16 protein-coding genes are annotated in these 20,448 nt (G+C 33.7%); 13 read left to right on the top strand and 3 right to left on the bottom strand.

Going from position 1 to position 20,448, the window contains the following annotated elements; translation table 11 throughout:
* The first annotated feature begins 337 nt into the window (after window positions 1-337).
* From FB551_RS07140 to FB551_RS07100, 9 genes are all read left to right on the top strand, one after another.
* Window positions 338-1,654 (top strand): hypothetical protein, encoded by a 1,317-nt coding sequence (locus FB551_RS07140; protein WP_142016410.1) that lies wholly within the window; start codon window positions 338-340, stop codon window positions 1,652-1,654.
* 386 nt (window positions 1,655-2,040) lie between these two features.
* Window positions 2,041-3,678 carry a hypothetical protein gene (locus FB551_RS07135; RefSeq protein ID WP_142016408.1) on the top strand — a complete coding sequence of 546 codons (1,638 nt, stop codon included), beginning with the start codon at window positions 2,041-2,043 and terminating at the stop codon, window positions 3,676-3,678.
* 662 nt (window positions 3,679-4,340) lie between these two features.
* Window positions 4,341-5,801 carry a hypothetical protein gene (locus FB551_RS07130; RefSeq protein ID WP_142016405.1) on the top strand — a complete coding sequence of 487 codons (1,461 nt, stop codon included), beginning with the start codon at window positions 4,341-4,343 and terminating at the stop codon, window positions 5,799-5,801.
* Window positions 5,802-7,114: 1,313 nt separating this feature from the next.
* On the top strand, window positions 7,115-8,605 hold the full coding sequence (locus FB551_RS07125; protein WP_142016402.1) for a helix-turn-helix transcriptional regulator: 1,491 nt from the start codon (window positions 7,115-7,117) through the stop codon (window positions 8,603-8,605).
* 291 nt (window positions 8,606-8,896) lie between these two features.
* Window positions 8,897-9,616, top strand: a complete 720-nt coding sequence (locus tag FB551_RS07120) for a hypothetical protein (RefSeq protein WP_142016400.1) — start codon at window positions 8,897-8,899, stop codon at window positions 9,614-9,616.
* Window positions 9,617-9,633: 17 nt separating this feature from the next.
* Entirely contained in the window at window positions 9,634-10,374 is a 741-nt protein-coding gene (locus FB551_RS07115; RefSeq protein ID WP_142016397.1) for a hypothetical protein, read from the top strand.
* An 11-nt stretch (window positions 10,375-10,385) separates the two neighbouring features.
* Window positions 10,386-11,123 (top strand): hypothetical protein, encoded by a 738-nt coding sequence (locus FB551_RS07110; RefSeq protein ID WP_142016395.1) that lies wholly within the window; start codon window positions 10,386-10,388, stop codon window positions 11,121-11,123.
* Window positions 11,124-11,392: 269 nt separating this feature from the next.
* Entirely contained in the window at window positions 11,393-11,824 is a 432-nt protein-coding gene (locus FB551_RS07105) for a transposase (protein ID WP_142016392.1), read from the top strand.
* Window positions 11,800-12,141: a helix-turn-helix domain-containing protein gene (locus FB551_RS07100; RefSeq protein WP_142016390.1), complete on the top strand. Its 342-nt coding sequence runs from the start codon at window positions 11,800-11,802 to the stop codon at window positions 12,139-12,141. Before FB551_RS07105 ends, FB551_RS07100 begins: the two co-directional genes overlap by 25 nt.
* Window positions 12,142-12,406: 265 nt before the next feature.
* On the opposite strand, the gene FB551_RS07095 is transcribed toward FB551_RS07100, so the two are convergent.
* Both FB551_RS07095 and dinB read right to left on the bottom strand, forming a co-directional pair.
* Window positions 12,407-15,466: a DNA polymerase III subunit alpha gene (locus FB551_RS07095; protein ID WP_142016387.1), complete on the bottom strand. Its 3,060-nt coding sequence runs from the start codon at window positions 15,464-15,466 to the stop codon at window positions 12,407-12,409.
* Between the two features lie 7 nt (window positions 15,467-15,473).
* A complete protein-coding gene (gene dinB / locus FB551_RS07090) occupies window positions 15,474-16,616 on the bottom strand; it encodes a DNA polymerase IV (RefSeq protein ID WP_142016383.1) in 1,143 nt (380 codons plus the stop codon).
* A gap of 61 nt (window positions 16,617-16,677) precedes the next feature.
* On the opposite strand from dinB, the gene FB551_RS07085 reads away from it, so the two are divergent.
* Window positions 16,678-17,454 carry an XRE family transcriptional regulator gene (locus tag FB551_RS07085; protein WP_142016380.1) on the top strand — a complete coding sequence of 259 codons (777 nt, stop codon included), beginning with the start codon at window positions 16,678-16,680 and terminating at the stop codon, window positions 17,452-17,454.
* A 127-nt stretch (window positions 17,455-17,581) separates the two neighbouring features.
* Window positions 17,582-18,187 (top strand): alpha-ketoglutarate-dependent dioxygenase AlkB family protein, encoded by a 606-nt coding sequence (locus tag FB551_RS07080; protein ID WP_142018084.1) that lies wholly within the window; start codon window positions 17,582-17,584, stop codon window positions 18,185-18,187.
* A 23-nt stretch (window positions 18,188-18,210) separates the two neighbouring features.
* Here the strand turns inward: FB551_RS07080 and FB551_RS07075 are convergent, their stop codons facing one another.
* On the bottom strand, window positions 18,211-18,615 hold the full coding sequence (locus FB551_RS07075) for a hypothetical protein (RefSeq protein ID WP_142016377.1): 405 nt from the start codon (window positions 18,613-18,615) through the stop codon (window positions 18,211-18,213).
* 13 nt (window positions 18,616-18,628) lie between these two features.
* Here FB551_RS07075 and FB551_RS07070 point away from each other — a divergent pair, with 13 nt between their 5' ends.
* Window positions 18,629-18,916 carry a helix-turn-helix domain-containing protein gene (locus FB551_RS07070; RefSeq protein ID WP_123861603.1) on the top strand — a complete coding sequence of 96 codons (288 nt, stop codon included), beginning with the start codon at window positions 18,629-18,631 and terminating at the stop codon, window positions 18,914-18,916.
* Between the two features lie 92 nt (window positions 18,917-19,008).
* Window positions 19,009-20,433, top strand: coding sequence for a DUF3945 domain-containing protein (locus FB551_RS07065; RefSeq protein ID WP_142016374.1), 1,425 nt, complete (start codon window positions 19,009-19,011; stop codon window positions 20,431-20,433).
* Window positions 20,434-20,448: the final 15 nt, after the last annotated feature.

Here is a 20,448-nt window from a genome sequence, read left to right as displayed (position 1 = left end):
CTGGTGATTCGAACTACTCTTGTATTATTGTTTTAAGATTAATTAATGAAAAAATAATTTTGGGCACATAAATATTATTGCATGAATTTCAAGATATTATTTAGAGATTACTTTTCTTTACACTTAGTATTCTTGTACTGAAATACGTATTTTCTACTAAAATCTAAACAAGTGAGTTTTACAATGCTTGTTTTCAGCGTTTTAATTGTTGTTTTTTTTAAGTAGGTCTTTTTTATTCCTTTTTCCATTTTCTATATTTCTTTGTAATACACATAAATTATTTTAAAAAATGAAAAAGACATTATTACCTCTTGTTGCTATATTAACTGGTATAATCATGTACGGGCAGGTGGGAATTAATACAGTCTCCCCAAAAAGTAGCTTAGATATTACGGCAAAAAATCCAGTAGGGACTTCAACAAATGTAGAAGGAATTCTGATTCCTCGTGTAGACAGGCAGAGAGCATTGAGTATGACCTCTATAGAGTCTTCTACTTTAATTTACATCAATGACATCTCTACTGGTACGGCTACAGGACAGGCATCCAATATTGATACGGTGGGATTCTATTATTTTGATGGCTCGGTAAGTAAGTGGACAAAGCTGAATATTGGTGGGGTTAAAGCAGATTTTACTCCGGATGCTTTTATAGATGACTCTGCCAATTCTATGGTAAAACTGGGAACTACTTCTTTAGGAGAAAGCCGTGCTTCAGGATCAGATTTTGTGATTAAGGACAATGGTAGCGTAGGTATAGGCACCAATACTCTAACATTTGGTTCAAAAGTAAATATTCAGGGAGGTCCTGTAAACATTGGGAATTTGTCTCAATATGCAGGAGGCTTACAGGTAAGGAATCAAGACGCTTCAAAGGCTGTATTTCTTGCCTACGGTACTGAGGCCTTTGAATTATTTAGGATTAATGAAAATGGTAATGTGGGTATTAATACAGTTTCTCCTACAGAAAGATTGGATGTGAATGGTAAGGCCAGAGTGCGTAATCTACCAGTGAATGGGACAACAGGATTTACTGCAACCAAGACTTTGGTTGCTGATGATAACGGCGTTGTAGGAGTTTTAAATGGATTGCCGCCAGGTGCATATGATGGTTATAATTTGACAGCTTTACAGGGGTATTCATCTTCTGTAGCTACTACAAGAAGCTTTTCCTATAGCCAAATTGTTGGGACGGTTGTATTAGCACCTTGGAAATACTCACCCCTTTCTTCTGTTGTGTTTAACCCCATATATACACTGTATTTTAACTCCCAGAGTACCAACCCGAACAGCTTTATGCAGATAAATCTTGATTATTCTATTCGTTTAAGACCAAACAATAATAATACACCTCCTAATGCAACTTATACCATTTATGATATACAAGTGCTTTTAAATAACAGTGTTATTAAGACGTATAGCGCAACTTCTTCATTTGGATCTGGTTCTACTAATTATCACAATAAGAATTTTATTATAGACTTATCATCAATTCCATTGAATTCATCTAATAATAAATTGGAAATAGTTTTAAAATTAAAAGATAATATATTTAAATATAATGAAGGGACTGCTAATGGGGAATTTAATCCTGGTACTAATCCTTTTATAGATTTGTCTGCTACGGATCTTTCCTTTCAATTATTTCAAAAATAGCATTATCAATATGTCACTCATCTAAATAATTAAATAGCAAGAGTTGTAATTTAAGTATAAACACAACGATTCTAACAGATATTGAATGGTGTTTGTTTCATAGCAATAGAAGCAGTCAATAAATAAGTAATAATAGATGTATTAGAAAATGATCTGTTAAATAAACTTCCTATCAATTTAAAGTACAAGTATTTCACTGGAGATTTGTAGATTTCTTTTCTCTTTAATACACGATGAAATACGTGTTTTCTATATGAAATGTAAGTGGGTTGAATTTAATATGTTTGTTTTCAGTGTTTTAATAATTGTTTTTTTTACGTATGTCTTTTTCTACGTATTTCTTTTTTCTCTTATTTCTTTGTAATACACATAAATTATTTTAAGAAATGAAAAAATCACTATTACCTGTTGCTATTATACTGTTAGGCAACATTATGTTTGGACAGGTGGGAATTAATACAGTCTCCCCAAAAAGTAGCTTAGATATTACGGCAAAAAATCCAATCGGTAATTCAAGCAATATAGATGGAATTCTTATTCCGCGTGTAGACAGGCAGAGGGCATTGAGTATGGCATTGGTTGAGCCTTCTACTTTAATTTACGTTAATGATATATCTACAGGCACAGTTACAGGACAGGCATCCAATATCAACGCGGTGGGATTCTATCATTTCGATGGTTCCACAAGTAAGTGGGTAAAATTCAATACAGATACTAATATTTATAATGCTAATGGCACTTTAACGAGCAATAGGGTTATGAGTATGGCAAATAACTCTTTGGTATTAAGAAATGGCAATGAAGCTAATCTATATGTTGAAAGGTCTGGTACCGGTAATCTGCAAAGTGGTCAGAATGTAGCAAATCTTTATACAAGTGGTTATGTTGGGGATACAAATAAAACACTGTCAGGAATAAGAACCTATTATCGAGGAGATGGAATCAATACCAATAGTTCCATGACTTTTTCAGTTAATGGGAATATCAACAATAATTTGGTACTAGCTTCCAACAATAACGTAGGTATAGGTACAGATTCTCCTACGCAAAAGCTGGATGTCAGCGGTAACGGAAGGTTTATAGGGAATAATGCTGATATAAAAGTTGAATCAACTACTGCTACAGTTCCTACTTTATCATTGTATCGTCAAAATGCTGGGGAAAATTTGTCTGCCAACCAAATATTTGGACGAGTTCATTTTAAAGGATTTGTTGAAGGAGGGGAAAAAGATCTGGCAGGAATAAGAGCTACATATCAAGGTAATGGTAATACTACTGATTCAGAATTGAAGTTTTCTGTGAATGGGGTATCAAACTCACAGATGGTATTAAATTCCTCGGGAGATTTAGGTATAGGAATAGCTTCACCTAAAGCTAAATTAGATATTTCCGGGACTGATTCAGGAGTGCGTCTGCCGCAGTTGACCACCGCACAAAGGGATGCAATTGCTTCAGATCGAGCGCACGCAGCCACGATTATTTATAATAAGGATATAGGTAAAATACAAGTAAATACTGGTACTGATACGAATAGAAAGTGGGAAACGCTTGATTCAGTGAGTGAAACTTTAAATACATCAGCTACTTTTACTTCTAATGCCTCACAGACTATCACATATACAAGCACTAATAGTGGAGATCGGGTGCGCTTTCAAGAACAGTTGTATAATTCTACTCCGGTAGGCTATATTTCTAAAGTTAATAATACTGATTTTGTTTTAAAGGGAGGAAGAACTTATAAGGTGGATGTCAATATGGGAAGACTAAAAACCAGTGATGCCAAGCATACATGGTGCCATATATTTGATACACAAGCGGGGAGTGGTTCTTATACTTCTGTATCTATTATACCTCAGAGTTATACAGCTGTAAATTGGAATAGCTCTAACACAATGAGTACATTTGTGACGATTCCTTCAGGTAATACTAAAACTATATATGTTAAATGTGCTAAACAAGATTCAGGTAATGTAATAATAAATGATTCCGTTGCACCACAGATTTCCATTACAATTATGGACTAGATAATGAAAGCGGTTGTTAATTATAATGTTATTTATTCCATTTACTACTAGCATTAAATTTTTATAAGTTTTAGATATAATAAATTAGGTGCTTGAAATACACTACAATTTATTAAATCTTTGCATATTTATTAGACGTCTCTCATTAACTCTAATACAATGCATTTCCGTAGGCTGTCTCAGATTGAGACGGCCTTTTTGTATAAAACACCTATTAGTTTTTAGAATTAAAACGATACTAATATAAAAATAGTAAAGTTGTCTAAATTTTTACATAACAAAGAAAGGTTTTATTTTAAAATATTTAGAACCGTTTAGGTAGGTTTAAAATAATTCTGCAGAAAAGCTGACATAAGAGTAAAATCGAAAATTTTCATAAAATTTAGTGCATCTATTATGCACAAGAGTTTGGACGTTAAAAAGCTTATGTGTGTAAAGTTTTTATTTGGTTTAAAAAATAGCAAACATAAAAATATTAGAAAGATTCAATATGGGGATTAGCAAAGTAAATATAGGTACGTAATTTATACATGTTTTTTTAATTTTGTATTTTAACTATCTATTTTATAGCTTTTTAAATTCTGCTGCTTATAGAGTATGTCTTTTTTTTGATGTATTGTCAGTTTTTGGTTTTTTTGTTTATAACAAATAAAATCTCTATCATGGAAAAAAAACTATTACCTCTGGCTGCCATCTTGTTAGGCAGTATCATGTTTGGGCAAGTAGGTATTAATACTACTGCTCCTAAAAGTACACTAGATATTATAGCTAAAACCCCAACAGGTTCTACAACAAATGCAGATGGAGTTCTTATTCCCCGTGTAGACAGGCAGAGGGCACTGAGTATGATATCTGTAGAACCTTCTACTTTAATTTACGTAAATGACGTCTCTACAGGCTCAGCTACAGGACAGGCATCCAACATTGACGCAATGGGATTTTATCATTTTGATGGTTCCACAAGCAAGTGGATAAAGCTGAATACTGATACCAATACTAATATTTATAATGCCAATGGGACTTTAACAGGCAATAGAGTTATGAGTATGGCAGATAATTCTTTAATATTCAGAAATGGTAACGAAGCTAGTTTGTATGTTGAAAGGTCTGGTACCGGTAATCTGCAAAATGGTCAGAATGTAGCGAACCTTTATACAAGTGGTTATGTTGGGGATACCAATAAAATTTTGTCAGGAATAAGGACCTATTATCAGGGAGATGGCACTAATAGCAGCAGTTCCATGAAATTAACGGTCAACGGTAGTAGTAACAATAATGTAGTATTAGCAGCTGATAATAATGTTGGGATAGGAACAGATAGTCCTACACAGAAGCTTGATATAGATGGGATTGCTAAATCAAGAAAAATAATATTGGGGCCAAGTGGTTATAATTATGCAGGAGGTACTTTGAATGTTCGGAATAACAATGCTTCAGAATATATAATGGGTCTTGCAAGTTCAGACAACATATTTAGAGTAAATGTGCTTGATAATGGAAATGTGGGAATAGGTACTACTGATCCTACCCAAAAACTTGATGTAAATGGAAACCTCAGGCTGAGAGATATCGTACCCAGTTCGAATATTCAGGATATAACTTTGGTGGCGGATGCTAATGGGGTAATTAAAAAGAAGAAAAATGAAATAAAGGGAATTGCCAGAGCATATTTATATAATAATCGTGAAACTGGAAATACAACTGGGGTAATTTATAGGTTAAATTATTTTACACAGGTTGATGACCCAGGTAATGATTTTGACCATCAAGAAGGCTATTTTGTAGCTCCTGAAACTGGTTTGTATAAAATAACCATGACAACTTCTATTAAACTTACTGATCCCGATACTTATAATGTACCCAATGCTGTTGTAGGATTTGCTGATTCTACTACCAGTAATTGGGTGTTAAGATTTTCTATACCAACTGATTACATTAAAGGGACCTATGCTGCGAATAATACTGTCGGGAGCGCAACTACATTTATAGGAGTGGCTGAATTACAAGCAGGCAGAGCTTATTTTTTTGGCGCAAATCATGGTCTTACTTTTATTGCTAATCCAAGCGGTGGAACAGGAAATGGTATTGGAAGCTTCTTCGAAATACAATTGATAAAGAACTGATAGAATATTTACCTGATATATTATCATGTAGATTTGATCAAATAATAGAAATTATATTTAACAGCAGAATTCTATAGTACTTCTGCTGTTTTTTTAGCTGCGATGTCATATTCTGAAGATCAAATGGCAGAGAGTCCATTTAATTTACCAAAAAAAGAACTGACAGGTATTGATTTTTTGCAATGGTTCATAGAGCATTAAATTGACATAGTCTTTGGTTATAAAATGCTCATTTAAACAAATTGTCAATAATAAGAAGGTAAGGTTATTTGTGATAATAGTATTTTTATATCACTTGTTTTGGATAAAAAAATATTGAGTACAATATAGAAATTTATGTCAGATAAATTTTCTTTTTAATAAATAATAAATTTCTCATTATTATTATTTGGTTGTAAGTATGTACGCAATCTTTACAGTATCTTCTTGAAAATAAATTTTTAATTATTGATTACTAGTTTGTTGCGCATTTGGGTTGTTTTTACGTATGGCTATTTTTTTTAATAGGGTTGGTATTCCTTTCTTTTGTAAAAACAACAAAGCCCTTACAATGAGAAGAAATAAATTCCCCAAGATTACGGTATTAATCAGTGTGTCTGATCAAATAGGAATTGAGACCATTATATATTCTTTTGATTCAATGATAAATTATACTGTTGGTTTTTTTAGAGGCAGTTATAATTTTTATAAAACCTTTATAGACGGTCACAAGGTAAATTACAATAAGATTTTTTTCAGTAATATTTCCCAATTCAGTCTTTTCAAACAAAATTGTCAACAGGTATTAATTCTATAAAATTTATTATTAAGAAGAACTGCAGCATTATTGAAATAAGACAAATATAAAATATGGAGATTATTTCAAAAGTCAAATCATTCGACTTTTGTCATTCTGATAAAGCAAGAAGTCTAATTAATAATCAAACTAATGAGATTATTATTTTCTGTCATGGAAACGATGTAACTAAACTAAAATAGTACAACTTGATGTGAATCTCTGATTTATTGTTTTTTGCTTAGCATTTTAACCTCTAGCTCAGTATAAAATTTTATAACAGATGGCAAATCTCATGTCTAAAATAGCAGAAATTAATATTGGTATTTCTGTTTTGGACGCTTTATCCATTTTAATATTATTCAAATTATCGTAAGCAAATGATTTTAGATCTAAGTCTTTAAATTAAATAAGCTGATGATAGGTAATGCATTAAAATCAAATAGGTAGCTAAAGTTAAGATCTTGAAGTATATGTTGTTTTTTTTGTAAATTGTTAATTATTTTCTTTTATATTAATTAAAAATAGAAAATTTTATATGTTATTTAAATTTATACGTATTTTTTTATTGTTTATGTTCGGTTTTTTATACAGTCAACGAATTGAGATTAAAAGAGTTGATGGCTTGCTGGAAAAATCGAAAGAAACTCTGTATACGAATACTATACAATCTCTTACATATGCAAAGGATGCGGCTATGATTTCTGAAAATGAGAAAAATTCATTGAAATTAGCAGAATCTTACTTGAATATAGCTCGTTGTACAAATCTATTAATGGACTATAAAGATAGTTTTTTATATATTGAAAAAGGATTAAATGGAAGTGAAACGAAGAAAGATGCTGTATTAGAATGCCAATTCAGAGAAATAAAAGCGATTAACTATAATAAGTTAAAACTCACTGATAGTGAACTTAAAGAATATCATAGGATTATAGAACTTCTATCAGGAAAGAATGATATTGAAGCAAAAAAAATATTATCCAGAACTAATGCAAGAATGGCTTCGTATTACCTTAATAAACAGGAATCTCTGTATTCAGAAAAGTTTATTAACAAAGCTATTAGTATCCATCATAAAATATCCAAGAATCTGGATGATGATTTCTCTGATAATTTAAATTTATACACTATAAAAGGATATGTGTGTTTACACAACCTTAAGTATGACTCAGCTTATTATTATTTTAATAAAAGTTATACCCACTTAAACAGGATCAAAAGAAAATATATCCAGCTCATTTCTCTTGGGGATTACTATTTTGAGCTGAAAAATTATGTAAAAGCAGTTGATTTTTATTTTGAATCTTTACAGGATCTTGATCAGAATAGAATCAAAGATCTTGAATATTCTACTTACACCAATAAAAAGATCTCAATGTCTTATGGATTTCTTAATGATAAAGCAAAAGAGAAAATTTATTTGGAAAAATATTATATCGAGTCTGATGAATTAGCCGGTTTAAAGATAACAAACCTTCAGTCTGCAGTAAATACAGTAGAAAACGAATACCAGAATAGAAGTGACAAATTCAGGAAACTCAATTGGATTATTTTTTTATCTGCTATTATACCATTTATGTTTCTAAATATTATAATAGGTTATAGATATTTAAAGTTAAAACGAAGAAAGAGAGCCGTCATTTCTGAGAAGAATTTGCTTTTGCAGGAAAAAGATCATTTGCTAGAGGAAAAAAATATGTATTATGTGAAATTACAACAAAAACTAGATGTAACGCTGGAGGAAGTTATCTATGAAGCTAAAAAAAATACAACATCTTTCTTTGAAAAGTTTCAGACATTTTATCCTGAATTTAGCCCAAGACTTTTAGAATGTAATCCTAGTTTTAATTTGGGTGAATTAACACTTCTTGCCTATGTTTATCTAAATTTTTCTTCTAAAGAGATTGCTGAATATACATTCAGATCCTATAGAACCATTCAGACCAGAAAATATACATTAAGAAAAAAAATAGGACTGGAAAAAGGAGAGGATTTGTATGTTTGGCTAAAGAAAATAAATCCTTAATCTTTAAAAAACTTATAGGATTTTACTTCTTTTAAAATAAATTTGTTTAAACTTTACAAAACAACCAAAGCTTTCATTTTAAACTTATTTAAGCAGATTCATATATTTTAACCTCTCCATTATAAGATTTTTAGAATGTCTTAAATACTTAAATTTCACTTATTTGTTGTCTTAAGTGATTGTAACCATCGTGACGACAAGATTTCTGCTTTTTGTTTTTTTTACGTATGTTAATTTTTTTAGATAAGAATGTAATCTCTTTTCTTTGCAGCTCTCTAAAAAAACACACGAATGAAAAAACTTATTTTTGTAATTATTACAATTGTTCCTTCCGTTGGGCTTTACAGTCAGGTAGGAATAAATGTAGCAAAACCAACAGCAACTTTAGATGTAAATGGAGATGTTAAAGTTCGGAATTTGCCTGTTGCCGGGTCAAATGCTGAAATATTAGTTTCTGACGAAAATGGATATATTTCAAAACAGGATTACACTCAATTCCGAAAGGAGATCATTGGTGATATCAAAGATGCTATTCAGGATCAGGATCATCATGGCTGGTTTCTTTTAAATGGAAGAAGTATTTCTACCTTACCCTCAGTTGCAAAACAGAATGCTATCTCACTGGGCTTTAGCTCCGCTCTTCCAGATTTTAGGAATAAATTATCCAAAAGTAAAAATACTGCCGGCTCTCTAGGCACAATTGGAGGAAAATCTAGCATTACACTTTCGAGAAATAATTTACCTGCATTCGAATTGAACGGAAGAACAAGCTCTGCGGGTAAGCATGATCATATTTTTGTCAATATGATTAATCATGCTAACGGAGGTGGAATGACTTTGAATGCTCAAAATACAGGAGCAAAATGGGGCTCAGACAATACCATACGAACAACAAGTATATCAGGAGCTCATTCCCATAATATAACATTAAAAAGTAATGGTAGTGGAACTGCTTTTAATTTGACACCCGGCTATATTAGTCTGAAACAATTTGTGTATCTAGGAAAATAATTGTTAAATCAAAAAATATGAAATTTAAAATCTTACTAATATTAATGTTTTCCGTTCAATGGATTCATTCACAAACAGGTATAAATATAAAGCAACCTACTAAAGCTCTTGACGTCAACGGAGAATTAAGGGTTAGAAATATTAAAACGGAAAAAGATCCCGAGTATATAATAGTCACTGATGCGGATGGTGTAGTGGGAAAAAAGAAATACGAGGAAATTAAGCCGCAAAAAGGAGATGTAAAGAGAGGATTTCAGAAGACTGATCATCATGGGTGGTATCTTCTGGACGGTCGCCAAATATCTTCTTTGCCGTCAAATGCAAGTTTATCGGCAAAAAATATAGGATATGCAACAGCTTTGCCGAGTGCAACAGGTAAATTCCTTAAAATATCTGGGAATGCTCAATATACAGCTAGTACAGGAGGGAAGAACACTGTAATTCTTGATAAAAATAATCTGTCAAAGTTAAGCTTTACTGGTGAAACCTCTTTATCTTCTAATGCTTCTCACAATCATTCTTTTATTGATAAGCGTTCTGATATATTTGGTTCTAATTTTAATGGTACTTTGGCGAATGTTGGTAATACAAATGGTGCTAATAAACGAAATCCACACCTTAGCCCTCAGGCAAAAACTACAAACTCTGGAAATCATACCCATTCTTTTAAAATTTCTAATGCTGGAGGTAATAGCCAGTCATTTAGTATTGTACCTGAATACATAGAGGTCAATACGTTTATTTATCTTGGAAACTAAAAAATATAGAGATGAAAAAAATAGTAGTATTTGGTTTATGTATAAGTATGTATTCTTGTATTTATGCTCAAATTGGAGTAAACACATCCAAACCGACAAAAACCCTTGATGTAAATGGTAATATGAGAATCAGGAAGCTTGATATTATTAATTCACCTGTTAATGTTCTTGCTGTAGATCATGAAGGGAATGTTAAAAAGCGACAAGATCTACAACTATCTCCGTCATTAGGTGATATTAAATATGGGATGCAAAAAAATGATCATTCAGGATGGTTTCTCATCAATGGACGAAATATAAATACATTACCTTCTGAGAAAATCAAAAAAAATGCATATGCTTTAGGTTTTTCAGAATATTTATGGGATGCGAGAAATAGGTACATAAAATATACTAGTGGATCTAATGGTACCCTTGGAGGTAGCCATACTGTCAAACTGACAACTCAAAATCTGCCAAGCTATAATGTTTCTACAGTTAGTGCTAACAGTGGAGGACATTCACATAACCTACTTGATCATCATATGGGACCTGCTGGTTTATATGCTATTAATGACAGGAAAGGGACCCCAAATAATAAGACCGGTATTGATAAACGTTTTCAAGATATAACCCAAACCAGAAATACAAATGCCAATTCCTGGAGCCATACCCATACGGCTTCTGCTTCAGTAGAAGGTCAGGGACAGGCTTTTTCTATAGAACCGGAATATCTTACGGTAAACCTGTTTATTTTTTTAGGCGAGTAATATAGAATTTGATTTACAAGATGGACGGTAGTGACTAATTGTACTATATGAGTGGTAAGGATATTTATAAATATATGATCGGTTTTAGGATTGTGGTATTTTTAGATACTTGAATTTTGTTATTGCCGCTGTGAATTCCTTTATTGAATGCTAAATATCTAAGGGGCTGTATTTAGTCATTTTTAAGTATTACATTTTTTCTTTGTAAGTGATCGCATTTTTAACTTTGTAAATGAGAATTAAAAGAAAAATCAACAAATTATTTCTAAATGGACTTTAAGAGTATAAGTGTAGGAGGGATGATCAATAAGAGAGTAAATGAACTTGAGATGGATATATCTCGCATTATAAATTTTTTAAAGTGTTCTGAGGAAGAGTTACAAGAAATGTATAATGCTGAAAGTCTTGACACCAATCTACTTTTGAGATGGAGTAAGCTTTTGGAATATGACTTCTTCAGGATTTATACGCAGCATTTAATACTTTTTTCACCTCCCGCCTGTCAAAGCATAAAACAAAATCAGTCTGTTAAGAAATCTAAGGTTCTACCACAGTTCAGGAAACAAATTTATACTCAGGAAATCATAGATTTTATTCTTGAATTGATAGAAACAAATGCAAAAACCAAATTGCAGATCATAAATGAGTATAACATTCCTAAAACAACTTTATATAAATGGATAGAAAAGTACAAAAAATAACGTCAATGCCTAACTATAAGAGTATTTATAAAGATATGATAGAACAAAAGTTTCCAGATAAATTAAACGATTGTAAAAAAATTATGGAAAAGGCTTCGCTTTGTGCTCTTGATATCATTCTTTTGAATAAAATCATTTTTTTGGAAAAAACAAGTGACACTGAGCTATTTAATCAAAGACATCGTTCTTATGATGAAAAAAGTATTATAAAAATTTTAGACTATCAAAAAAAGCATGAACTCAATAATATGCAACTTGCAAGAGTTTACAAGCTGAGCCGAAATACTATTGCAAAATGGAAAAAGCAATATGGGTGAGTTAACTGGTGAATAATTTATTATATAGTTGCTGAATCGGATTCTAAATATACAAATGACAATGATAATACATCCAGAGTTATCATTTATTTCCCTCATTTTTTTAATACCAGTTGCTTTAATCTCTCTTTCAAAAGGAGAGATTTTTTGTTAAGTTGTTTAAGCCTATCAAACAAAAAGCTGCAATTTTAAAAAACTTTATAACTTCATAATTATATTGGTTTATCAAATATAAGTAAATAAAGATTTTTACTAGAAATGTAATTTATTTCCACATACCTTTGTTACGAGGTAAATCTATTTCATGCTGCTGAGGATAAGGCTTACGAAAAGTCATACTTACATCCTCCCTAAGACTTCTTTGAATTTCCTGCGATTTGTCTTTATCCATTGAATACCTGGGATCAGGAATAAAAGGCATTTTAGCCATTTTATGAATGGTAACAGTCGGAAAATGGAAATCGACCTCTACAGTTCCCAATAGAAGGTAACACCCACCACCCTGAAAAGGGTATTCTTCAAGGCAGTTTGGAAAATGAGCGGTATCAAAATATTCTCCATCTGCATCAATCCAGGTTCCGAAATACATCGTTCCTTTCTTGGTAGGTACATGCTTTCTTGAAATCAGATAGGCAAGCATTTTAACCTGATGTTTATGAAACTTCAATAAATCCTTTACCAAAACAGAACCTCTGTACCGGATTTGTAGCAAATCAAAAGGACTGAAAGAAACAGGAAAACCTAATATCTCTATTTCGTCAAAAGCATCTTCAAACTTGTTTCTTTCTATAGAAGGAAGCTGATAATCTTTCTGAGGTTCTTCCAATAAAGTCAGATGCCTGAAAGGCACCTTATGAGTTCCCAGAAGAAATCTTGATTCAATCAGTAGTTCATGTTTTTGTTTTCCGGTAAAGCGGAATGCTCCGATAAAGATTAAAATTTGCAATGTTTCGATACCGATAGGAATTCTTTTGACAAAGTTTTCAAGAGAGGTATACTCTCCATTCTGGGTTCTTTCTTCAGGAATCAGCTGTGCTAACCTTGCCTCCAGCCTTTCAATATGCATAAACCCCAAATAAACATCCGAACCATAAACCGTTGTCTGGTACTGGCTTAAATTAACACAAGGATTGTGGATAAAAGCTCCTGACATCCTGGCTTCGTGAATATAGACTTCGGTTCTATAGAATCCACCACCATTATTGATCGCAGAAACCATAAATTCGATAGGATAGTAGACCTTGAGATATAAACTCTGATAACTTTCTACGGCATAAGAAGCAGAATGTGCTTTACAGAATGAGTATCCCGCAAATGATTCGATCTGCCGGTATACTTCCATGGATAATTGTTCAGGATGTCCCAGATTTTTACAGGATTCAAAGAAGTTATCTTTTACTTTCTGTAAAGCTGATAAAGAACGGCCTTTACCGCTCATTGCTCTTCTCAGCACATCACCATCAGGAGCGGATAAGCCTCCGAAATGCAGGGCAATTTTAATAACATCTTCCTGATATACCATAATACCGTAGGTTTCTCCCAGTTCTTTTTCAAAAACCTCATGGAAGTATTCAAATCTTGTAGGATGGTTATGCCTGAAAATATATTCCCGCATCATTCCGCTTTGAGCCACTCCGGGTCTAATAATGGAAGAGGCAGCTACCAGTACTTTATAGTTGTCGCATTTCAATCTTCGGAGTAATCCCCTCATTGCAGGAGATTCAATATAAAAACAGCCAATCGTTTTTCCGGAACTTAAGAATTCATTGCATCGGGCTTCGTCTTTTGAAAGAGTTGTATCTCGGATATCAATATCAATTCCTCTTTTTTCCTTAATCAGCTTTACAGTGTCATCTATAGTTCCTAATCCTCTTTGTGAGAGAATATCAAATTTTTCAAGGCCAATCTCTTCAGCAGTGTACATATCGAACTGTACGATCGGAAAACCTTTAGGAGGCATTTCGAGTGCTGAATAATTAGTGATAGGTTCTTCGGAGATCAGGATTCCACAGGAGTGCATGCTTCTCTGGTTAGGAAACTTTTCTAAAAGCTTTCCGTAGTAATGAACCTGTCTGGATACCGAATTACTATCATGTTTCTGGATGGGTTTTGTTGCCAGTATATCAAGCTCATCTTTCGGAAGCCCAAATACTTTTCCTACTTCCCGGAAAATAGAACGGTATTTAAATTCAACATTGGTTCCACAGAAGGCAACATGGTTCTTACCATATTTATCAAAAATATATTCAAGGATAATATCTCTGGTCTGCCAGCTCCAGTCTATGTCAAAATCAGGAGGCGTTTTGCGGTTGAGGTTTAGAAACCGTTCAAAATACAGATCCAGCTCCAGAGGACATATGTCAGTAATTCCGATGCAGTAACTGACTATTGAATTGGCACCGCTGCCTCTTCCTACATGCATAAACCCCATTCGGTTGCTGTATTGGATGATATCCCAGGTGATGAGAAAATAAGCACAGAAATTAAGCTGGTCAATAACCCCCAATTCTTTATCCACTCTTGCTTTCGCCTGTAGATTATCATCGGAATATCTCTTAGAAAGTCCCTGATATGCTAACTTTTTTAAAAGCTTAGAATCATTTTCTTTGCTGTCAGTGAAATGCTTTTTGTTTTTAGGTGTTGAAAAATCAAAATCAAAATGGCAGCTATTGACAATATACTTTGTGTTTTCAATAATCTGTGGCTCATGGTAAAATTGAGCCAGAAGCTCTTTTTTATCAGTAAACATTTCGTTGTCTTTACAGTAATCAGCTTCTGTAAGCTTACTGATCAATGTATTGTAATCAATAGCCCTTACTATTTTATGAAGCTCATATTCTTCAGTGGTGTTAAAGGTAACCGGATGAAGAATAACCATTTTATGAATGAACTGTTTTAATTCCGGTTTAATCAAAAGATTTAACTGGTTCTGTCTGATGCCTATAAATTCATGATCTGCTAATTTTTCAGGAATATTCTCCAGTGGGTAAATAACAAAAGTATCTGTAAAATCAGGATTTGCTTTAGGAATTTCAATGTCTTCACAGTTATATGCGGTTAAAAGCCTGTTGACTTCTGCAATGCTTTTTTGATTTTTGGCCAGGCAGATATAATACAGTTCATCCTGAAGCCTTATTTCCACTCCGACGATCGGTTTGATATTATGATCCTGACAAAGTTTGTAGAAATCATATATCCCGGTAATGGTATTGATATCCGTAAGAGCCAGGGTTTTAATATTAAAATGTACAGCCTGCTTAACCAGTTCTTTAATAGAAATGGTTCCATACCGAAGGCTATGATAAGAATGACAATTCAGAAACATCTTGAAATTATTTTAATAAACCCGAGGCTCTTCCTACACTAGAAGTACCAAACCTGTTCTTGATTTTATCCATTGTCTGATAGAGTGACATCAACTCTTCCGTATCTTCAAAGAGATCCATTTGATGGCATCCGTGAACCAGTCCGGTAAACTTTATGCCAACCAATCTTATTCTCATACGTCTGGTATATACTTTTTTAAAGAGTTCCAAAACATACCTGAGCAGGGTGTGGTCAGCTGAGGTGTAAGGAATCCTGCATTGTTTGGTTTCCGTATCAAAATTGGAATACCGGAGTTTTACCACCACTACCGATACCAGCCATTTCTCTGCCCGGAGCTGATAACAGAGCTTTTCAACCATTCCTGAGAGTATACTTTGAATACCCTGAATATCGATGCTATCCTGAGCAAAAGTATCTTCTGTAGAAATGGATTTTCGTTCAGAATAGGGAACCACAGGATTTTCGTCAATTCCGTGTGCTTTTTTCCAAAGTTCATTTCCATTTTTACCAATCAGCTGCTGAAGTACATCAACAGGCATTTCTGAAAGCGTTTGTATCGTTCTGATCCCCAGTCTTGAGAGCAGCTGAAAGGTAACATCACCAACCATAGGAATCTTCTTTACTGAAAGCGGGTTTAAAAATGGCTGTATGTCAGATTGTTTCACTTCTAATCTTCCGGTTGGCTTTGATTCTCCGGTTCCGATCTTGGATACAGTTTTATTGGTGGACAACGCAAAACTTATCGGTAAACCTGTATTTTTCTGTACGCTTTCTGCTATTTCATGAGTCCATTTATAACATCCGAAAAACTGATCCATTCCGGATAAATCCAGATAAAATTCATCAATGCTTGCTTTTTCGAGAACAGGTACTTTTTCCTGAATAATTTCCGTTACCATATGAGACATATTAGAATACATTTCCATATATCCTTTTATGACTTTTGCTTCGGGACATAGCCGTAAAGCCATTTTAATCGGCATCGCGCTTCTGACTCCGAAAAAACGGGTTTCATAAGAGCAGGACGCTACTACACCACGGTCTCCACCTCCTATGATCACAGGCTTATTCTCCAGTTCAGAGTTTTTTAGTCTTTCACAGGAAACAAAGAACGTATCCAAATCCATATGTACAATTGCTCTTTCCATGTGACAAAATTAGTTACGTTTTGAAACAAATTTTGTATTTTTGTTGTCTAAAATTGTAACAATGTCAAAATTCTCTGATAACATCGTGTTTTTGAGAGGAAAGAAAAATATGACTCAGCAAGAACTGGCAGATCTATTAATTCTTACCCGATCCAGATATGTCGCCTATGAATATGGCAGAACAGAACCTCCTATTGAAATATTGCTTAGAATTTCAAAATTCTATAACATTAGCATCGACCTATTGTTGACTGTAGATGTTAGAAAATTTTCTATCGATGAACTCATGGAGCTTCCTGACAATCGAATCGTTCTGCCTATAAAGGTTGATCAAGATGGAAATAATCAAATTGAGATTATTCCCCAAAAAGCTTCAATGGGCTACCTGAATGGCTACGGAGATCCGGAATACATAGAAAGTCTGGAGACCATATCATTGCCTTTTTTAAAAGGGGGTAAGTTTAGGGCATTTCCAGCTGACGGAGATTCAATGCCCCCCTATAAGAACGGAACCTATATCGTGGGAAAATATGTAGAAAATCTTTCGGATTTGAAAACGGACAGAACGTATGTTTTCATTACCACCAATGATGGTATCAGTTATAAGAGGTTTCAGTTTCATGAAGCAGATGGTATATGGGTGAAGGCTGACAATCAATTTTATGAACCTTATAAAATTCCATTGTCTGAAATTAAAGAAATCTGGGAGTTTGCCTGTAGTATTAATACCAAAGAATATGAGCCTGATGAATTTTCAGAACATCATATTCAAAGTTTTATCACAGAAATTAAAACTGATATCAGACAGATCAAAGAAAAAATGGGAGATAAGAATTAAATTTATTTTGAGTACATGGCATAATCAAAAAACTTCCCCGAAGGGAAGTAAAAACACAAATGATGAAAAAAAATTATTCCGTAGAAACGGAATGAGACAAAGTTAAATGTTTTACATACAAATTACAATGACCCAGCTGAGTTTATTTGATACAGAAGAATTCTATGAGTTTCCAAAAGACCTTTTGGAATACAGAGAGAATTTCTTGAGCCGGGAAGAAGCTGACCTGCTTAGAAACAAATTATTGGAAACTGCACCCTGGGAACAGCGTACCCAGAAAATGTACGATAAGATGGTACTTACTCCACGGTTGACCGCTTGGTATGGAGATTCAAAATATAACGATTCCGAAGAAAATAAAAAGCCAACCAATCCATGGACTTCTGAATTGTTCTCCTTAAAACAAAGAATTGAAAAGGAATTTGGCTGTCAGTTCAATGGTGTTTTGCTAAACCTGTATCGTGACCATAATGATTCCGTTGCATGGCATCGGGATAAGGAAAGCCGATATGGAAAACGTCCCGTTATTGCATCAATCAGTCTTGGACAAACCAGAAACTTTGATTTCAGGAAGAAAGATCATCATCAAAGCAAATACAGTTTGCCACTTCCTAATGGCTCACTCCTTATTATGAAGGGAGACTTACAAGAAAATTGGGAACATCGCATTGCTAAATCAACGATACGAATGAAAGAACGAATTAATCTGACTTTTCGATTAATAAAGTCTTAAGAATAAACCTGTTCAAGAGTATGTTATAATTTTTGCAAATGCTTTTCGGCACATTCGTGTAAAATCTTGTCAATTTCCGAATCAATCTCAGGGGAGATATCTTGTGTCCTGCCAAATCCGACTCTACCGCTTCCAGACTGTCCGAACGAAATCATATACGCTGTTGAAAGATCTATTTTTTCTTTAGAAAGAAAATCTTTATGTTTTTCATTAAGTTCTGCTATTTTAATTTCAACACAGTCTGAAAATCTTTCAGCACCATTTCCAAAAAGCTGTTCAGTTAAGCCCATAGTCTTTATTATTTTACTATAAATATCGATTTTTTTGATAAAAGATTTACTACTAATAAAATAAATCTCTTCGTTACTACGAAAAAGTAGTGATTTTATATCATTCCTGTTGTTCAATTTTACATCACCAACAATCATAAAAATCACAGTTATGAATATTGAGAGAACAGAATTTATAGCCTGGATGGAGAGAATCATGGAAAGATTTGATATTCTAAAAGAACAGATGATTAAGAACCAGTCCAGATTTATAGAAATTGATGGGGAGCAGCTTTTGGACAACCAGGATGTTTTACAGCTTTTAAAAATAAGCTCCAGATCGTTACAACGATATCGAACGGATAAAAAGCTGCCTTACTATACCATCAGCGGAAAGCTTTATTATAAGCTTTCTGATGTTCATCAACTGATCAGAGAGAGCCTAAGCTCTTCATTATGATCAAGACTTCAACAGCCAAATACACTACTGTAATTCCAAATTTTATGAATTCGTGATCGACTAAATACCTTCATCCCATTAAATAAAATAAGATGGAAGATGAAATAGTAAATTCTCAGGAAACCAGTGAAATCAAACCAACAAGAGATACACTCCTTGTCCTGAACATTCATACCAACCAAGTTGAATTGGTCAGAGGAATTGATCAAGATGGGAATCTGCAAAAGGTTCCTCCAAAAGAAAAAAAGGATAATGAACAGCTGATCACGGTAGATAAGCACGGCGATCTATTCTCCAACTTCTTTTCCAATTTTTACCGGCAGCTTAAAAATCCCACGCATTTCAACTTTTTCAAAGTTTCAGAATACGATGCTGTTAATACCGCTAACGATCTTCAAAAATATGTCGATCAGGCATCCCCCGAAGAAAAAGAAAAGCTGAAAGACTACGAAGTTTTACCTAAAAACAATAACAATCCCAAAAATCAAAATACAATGGACAACAACACAGAAAATCAGGAATATCGTTTTCAGCCTGAACAGATCGACTGGAAAACGATGGAAAAATTCGGACTTAATCAGGAGAAGCTTGAAAAGATGAATGCTATGGATTCATTACTCCGAGGTTTTAAAACCAATACACTGATTCCCATTACCATTAATCTGGGAACGGCGGTTAGCAAGATGGATGTTCGACTATCCCTTCAAACAGGAGATACCGGACAAGTTGCTGTTCATCTGCATGGTATCCGAAAAGAACCTAACCTCAATATGAAATTCCTCGGGCATCAGTTCAGTGATGAAGACAAAAAGAATCTTAGAGAAAGCGGAAATATGGGTAGGGTAGTAGATCTGGTCAATCCTAAAACAGATGAAATCATTCCATCAGTCATCAGCCGTGACCGTTTAACCAACGAATTGGTTGCTTATAGAGCGGAGTACATGAAAATTCCTAATGAAATCAAAGGAATACAACTCGATGAACATCAGAAGCAAACCTTACTCGAAGGTGGACCATTATATCTTGAAGGAATGACTTCTAAAAAAGGAGAATCTTTCGATGCCACCGTACAGTTTAATGCAGATAAGCGGTATGTAGAATTTCTGTTCAATAATAATCAGGCGCCACAACAAAGTCAACATACGGATCAAGAAGCACCCAGAGTATTCAGAGGAAAAGAGCTGGACGATTCACAATATGAAAAATTCAAAGCCGGACAAACCGTGTACGTTGACGGCCTTACCGATGCTAAAGGTAAAGCCTATCAAGGCTATATTACCTTCAACAAAGAAACTTCCAAAACTGACTTCTCCTTTACCCATCCTAATAAACTTAAAGAGCAGGCAAAACCTACAGAAGATCATAAAACCCAAACTGCTGTTAATTCTCAGGGTAAAACCAATGAAGCGACTAAAAATATCAAAGAACCTTTAGAATCAAAACAGCAACAACCTGCCAATAAACAACAGGAGGATCAGCAAAAAAAGGTTAGAAGACCAAGAAGACAAAAACTATAATAAACATCTAAATCC

The sequence above is a fragment of the Chryseobacterium aquifrigidense genome (assembly GCF_006716485.1).
Taxonomy (GTDB): domain Bacteria; phylum Bacteroidota; class Bacteroidia; order Flavobacteriales; family Weeksellaceae; genus Chryseobacterium; species Chryseobacterium vietnamense.
Note: the sequence above shows the minus strand (reverse complement) of the source record. Positions and strands in the feature narration are given on the sequence as shown.

Excerpts from the sequence above, each read along its gene's own strand:
- FB551_RS07105 (WP_142016392.1), top strand. The coding sequence starts at position 11,393 with ATGGACTTTAAGAGTATAAGTGTAGGAGGGATGATCAATAAGAGAGTA.
- FB551_RS07110 (WP_142016395.1), top strand. The coding sequence starts at position 10,386 with ATGAAAAAAATAGTAGTATTTGGTTTATGTATAAGTATGTATTCTTGT.
- FB551_RS07115 (WP_142016397.1), top strand. The coding sequence starts at position 9,634 with ATGAAATTTAAAATCTTACTAATATTAATGTTTTCCGTTCAATGGATT.
- FB551_RS07100 (WP_142016390.1), top strand. The coding sequence starts at position 11,800 with ATGGATAGAAAAGTACAAAAAATAACGTCAATGCCTAACTATAAGAGT.
- FB551_RS07085 (WP_142016380.1), top strand. The coding sequence starts at position 16,678 with ATGTCAAAATTCTCTGATAACATCGTGTTTTTGAGAGGAAAGAAAAAT.
- FB551_RS07130 (WP_142016405.1), top strand. The coding sequence starts at position 4,341 with ATGGAAAAAAAACTATTACCTCTGGCTGCCATCTTGTTAGGCAGTATC.
- FB551_RS07140 (WP_142016410.1), top strand. The coding sequence starts at position 338 with ATGTACGGGCAGGTGGGAATTAATACAGTCTCCCCAAAAAGTAGCTTA.
- FB551_RS07125 (WP_142016402.1), top strand. The coding sequence starts at position 7,115 with ATGTTATTTAAATTTATACGTATTTTTTTATTGTTTATGTTCGGTTTT.
- dinB (WP_142016383.1), bottom strand. The coding sequence starts at position 16,616 with ATGGAAAGAGCAATTGTACATATGGATTTGGATACGTTCTTTGTTTCC.
- FB551_RS07065 (WP_142016374.1), top strand. The coding sequence starts at position 19,009 with ATGGAAGATGAAATAGTAAATTCTCAGGAAACCAGTGAAATCAAACCA.
- FB551_RS07070 (WP_123861603.1), top strand. The coding sequence starts at position 18,629 with ATGAATATTGAGAGAACAGAATTTATAGCCTGGATGGAGAGAATCATG.
- FB551_RS07080 (WP_142018084.1), top strand. The coding sequence starts at position 17,582 with ATGACCCAGCTGAGTTTATTTGATACAGAAGAATTCTATGAGTTTCCA.
- FB551_RS07135 (WP_142016408.1), top strand. The coding sequence starts at position 2,041 with ATGAAAAAATCACTATTACCTGTTGCTATTATACTGTTAGGCAACATT.
- FB551_RS07120 (WP_142016400.1), top strand. The coding sequence starts at position 8,897 with ATGAAAAAACTTATTTTTGTAATTATTACAATTGTTCCTTCCGTTGGG.
- FB551_RS07095 (WP_142016387.1), bottom strand. The coding sequence starts at position 15,466 with ATGTTTCTGAATTGTCATTCTTATCATAGCCTTCGGTATGGAACCATT.
- FB551_RS07075 (WP_142016377.1), bottom strand. The coding sequence starts at position 18,615 with ATGATTGTTGGTGATGTAAAATTGAACAACAGGAATGATATAAAATCA.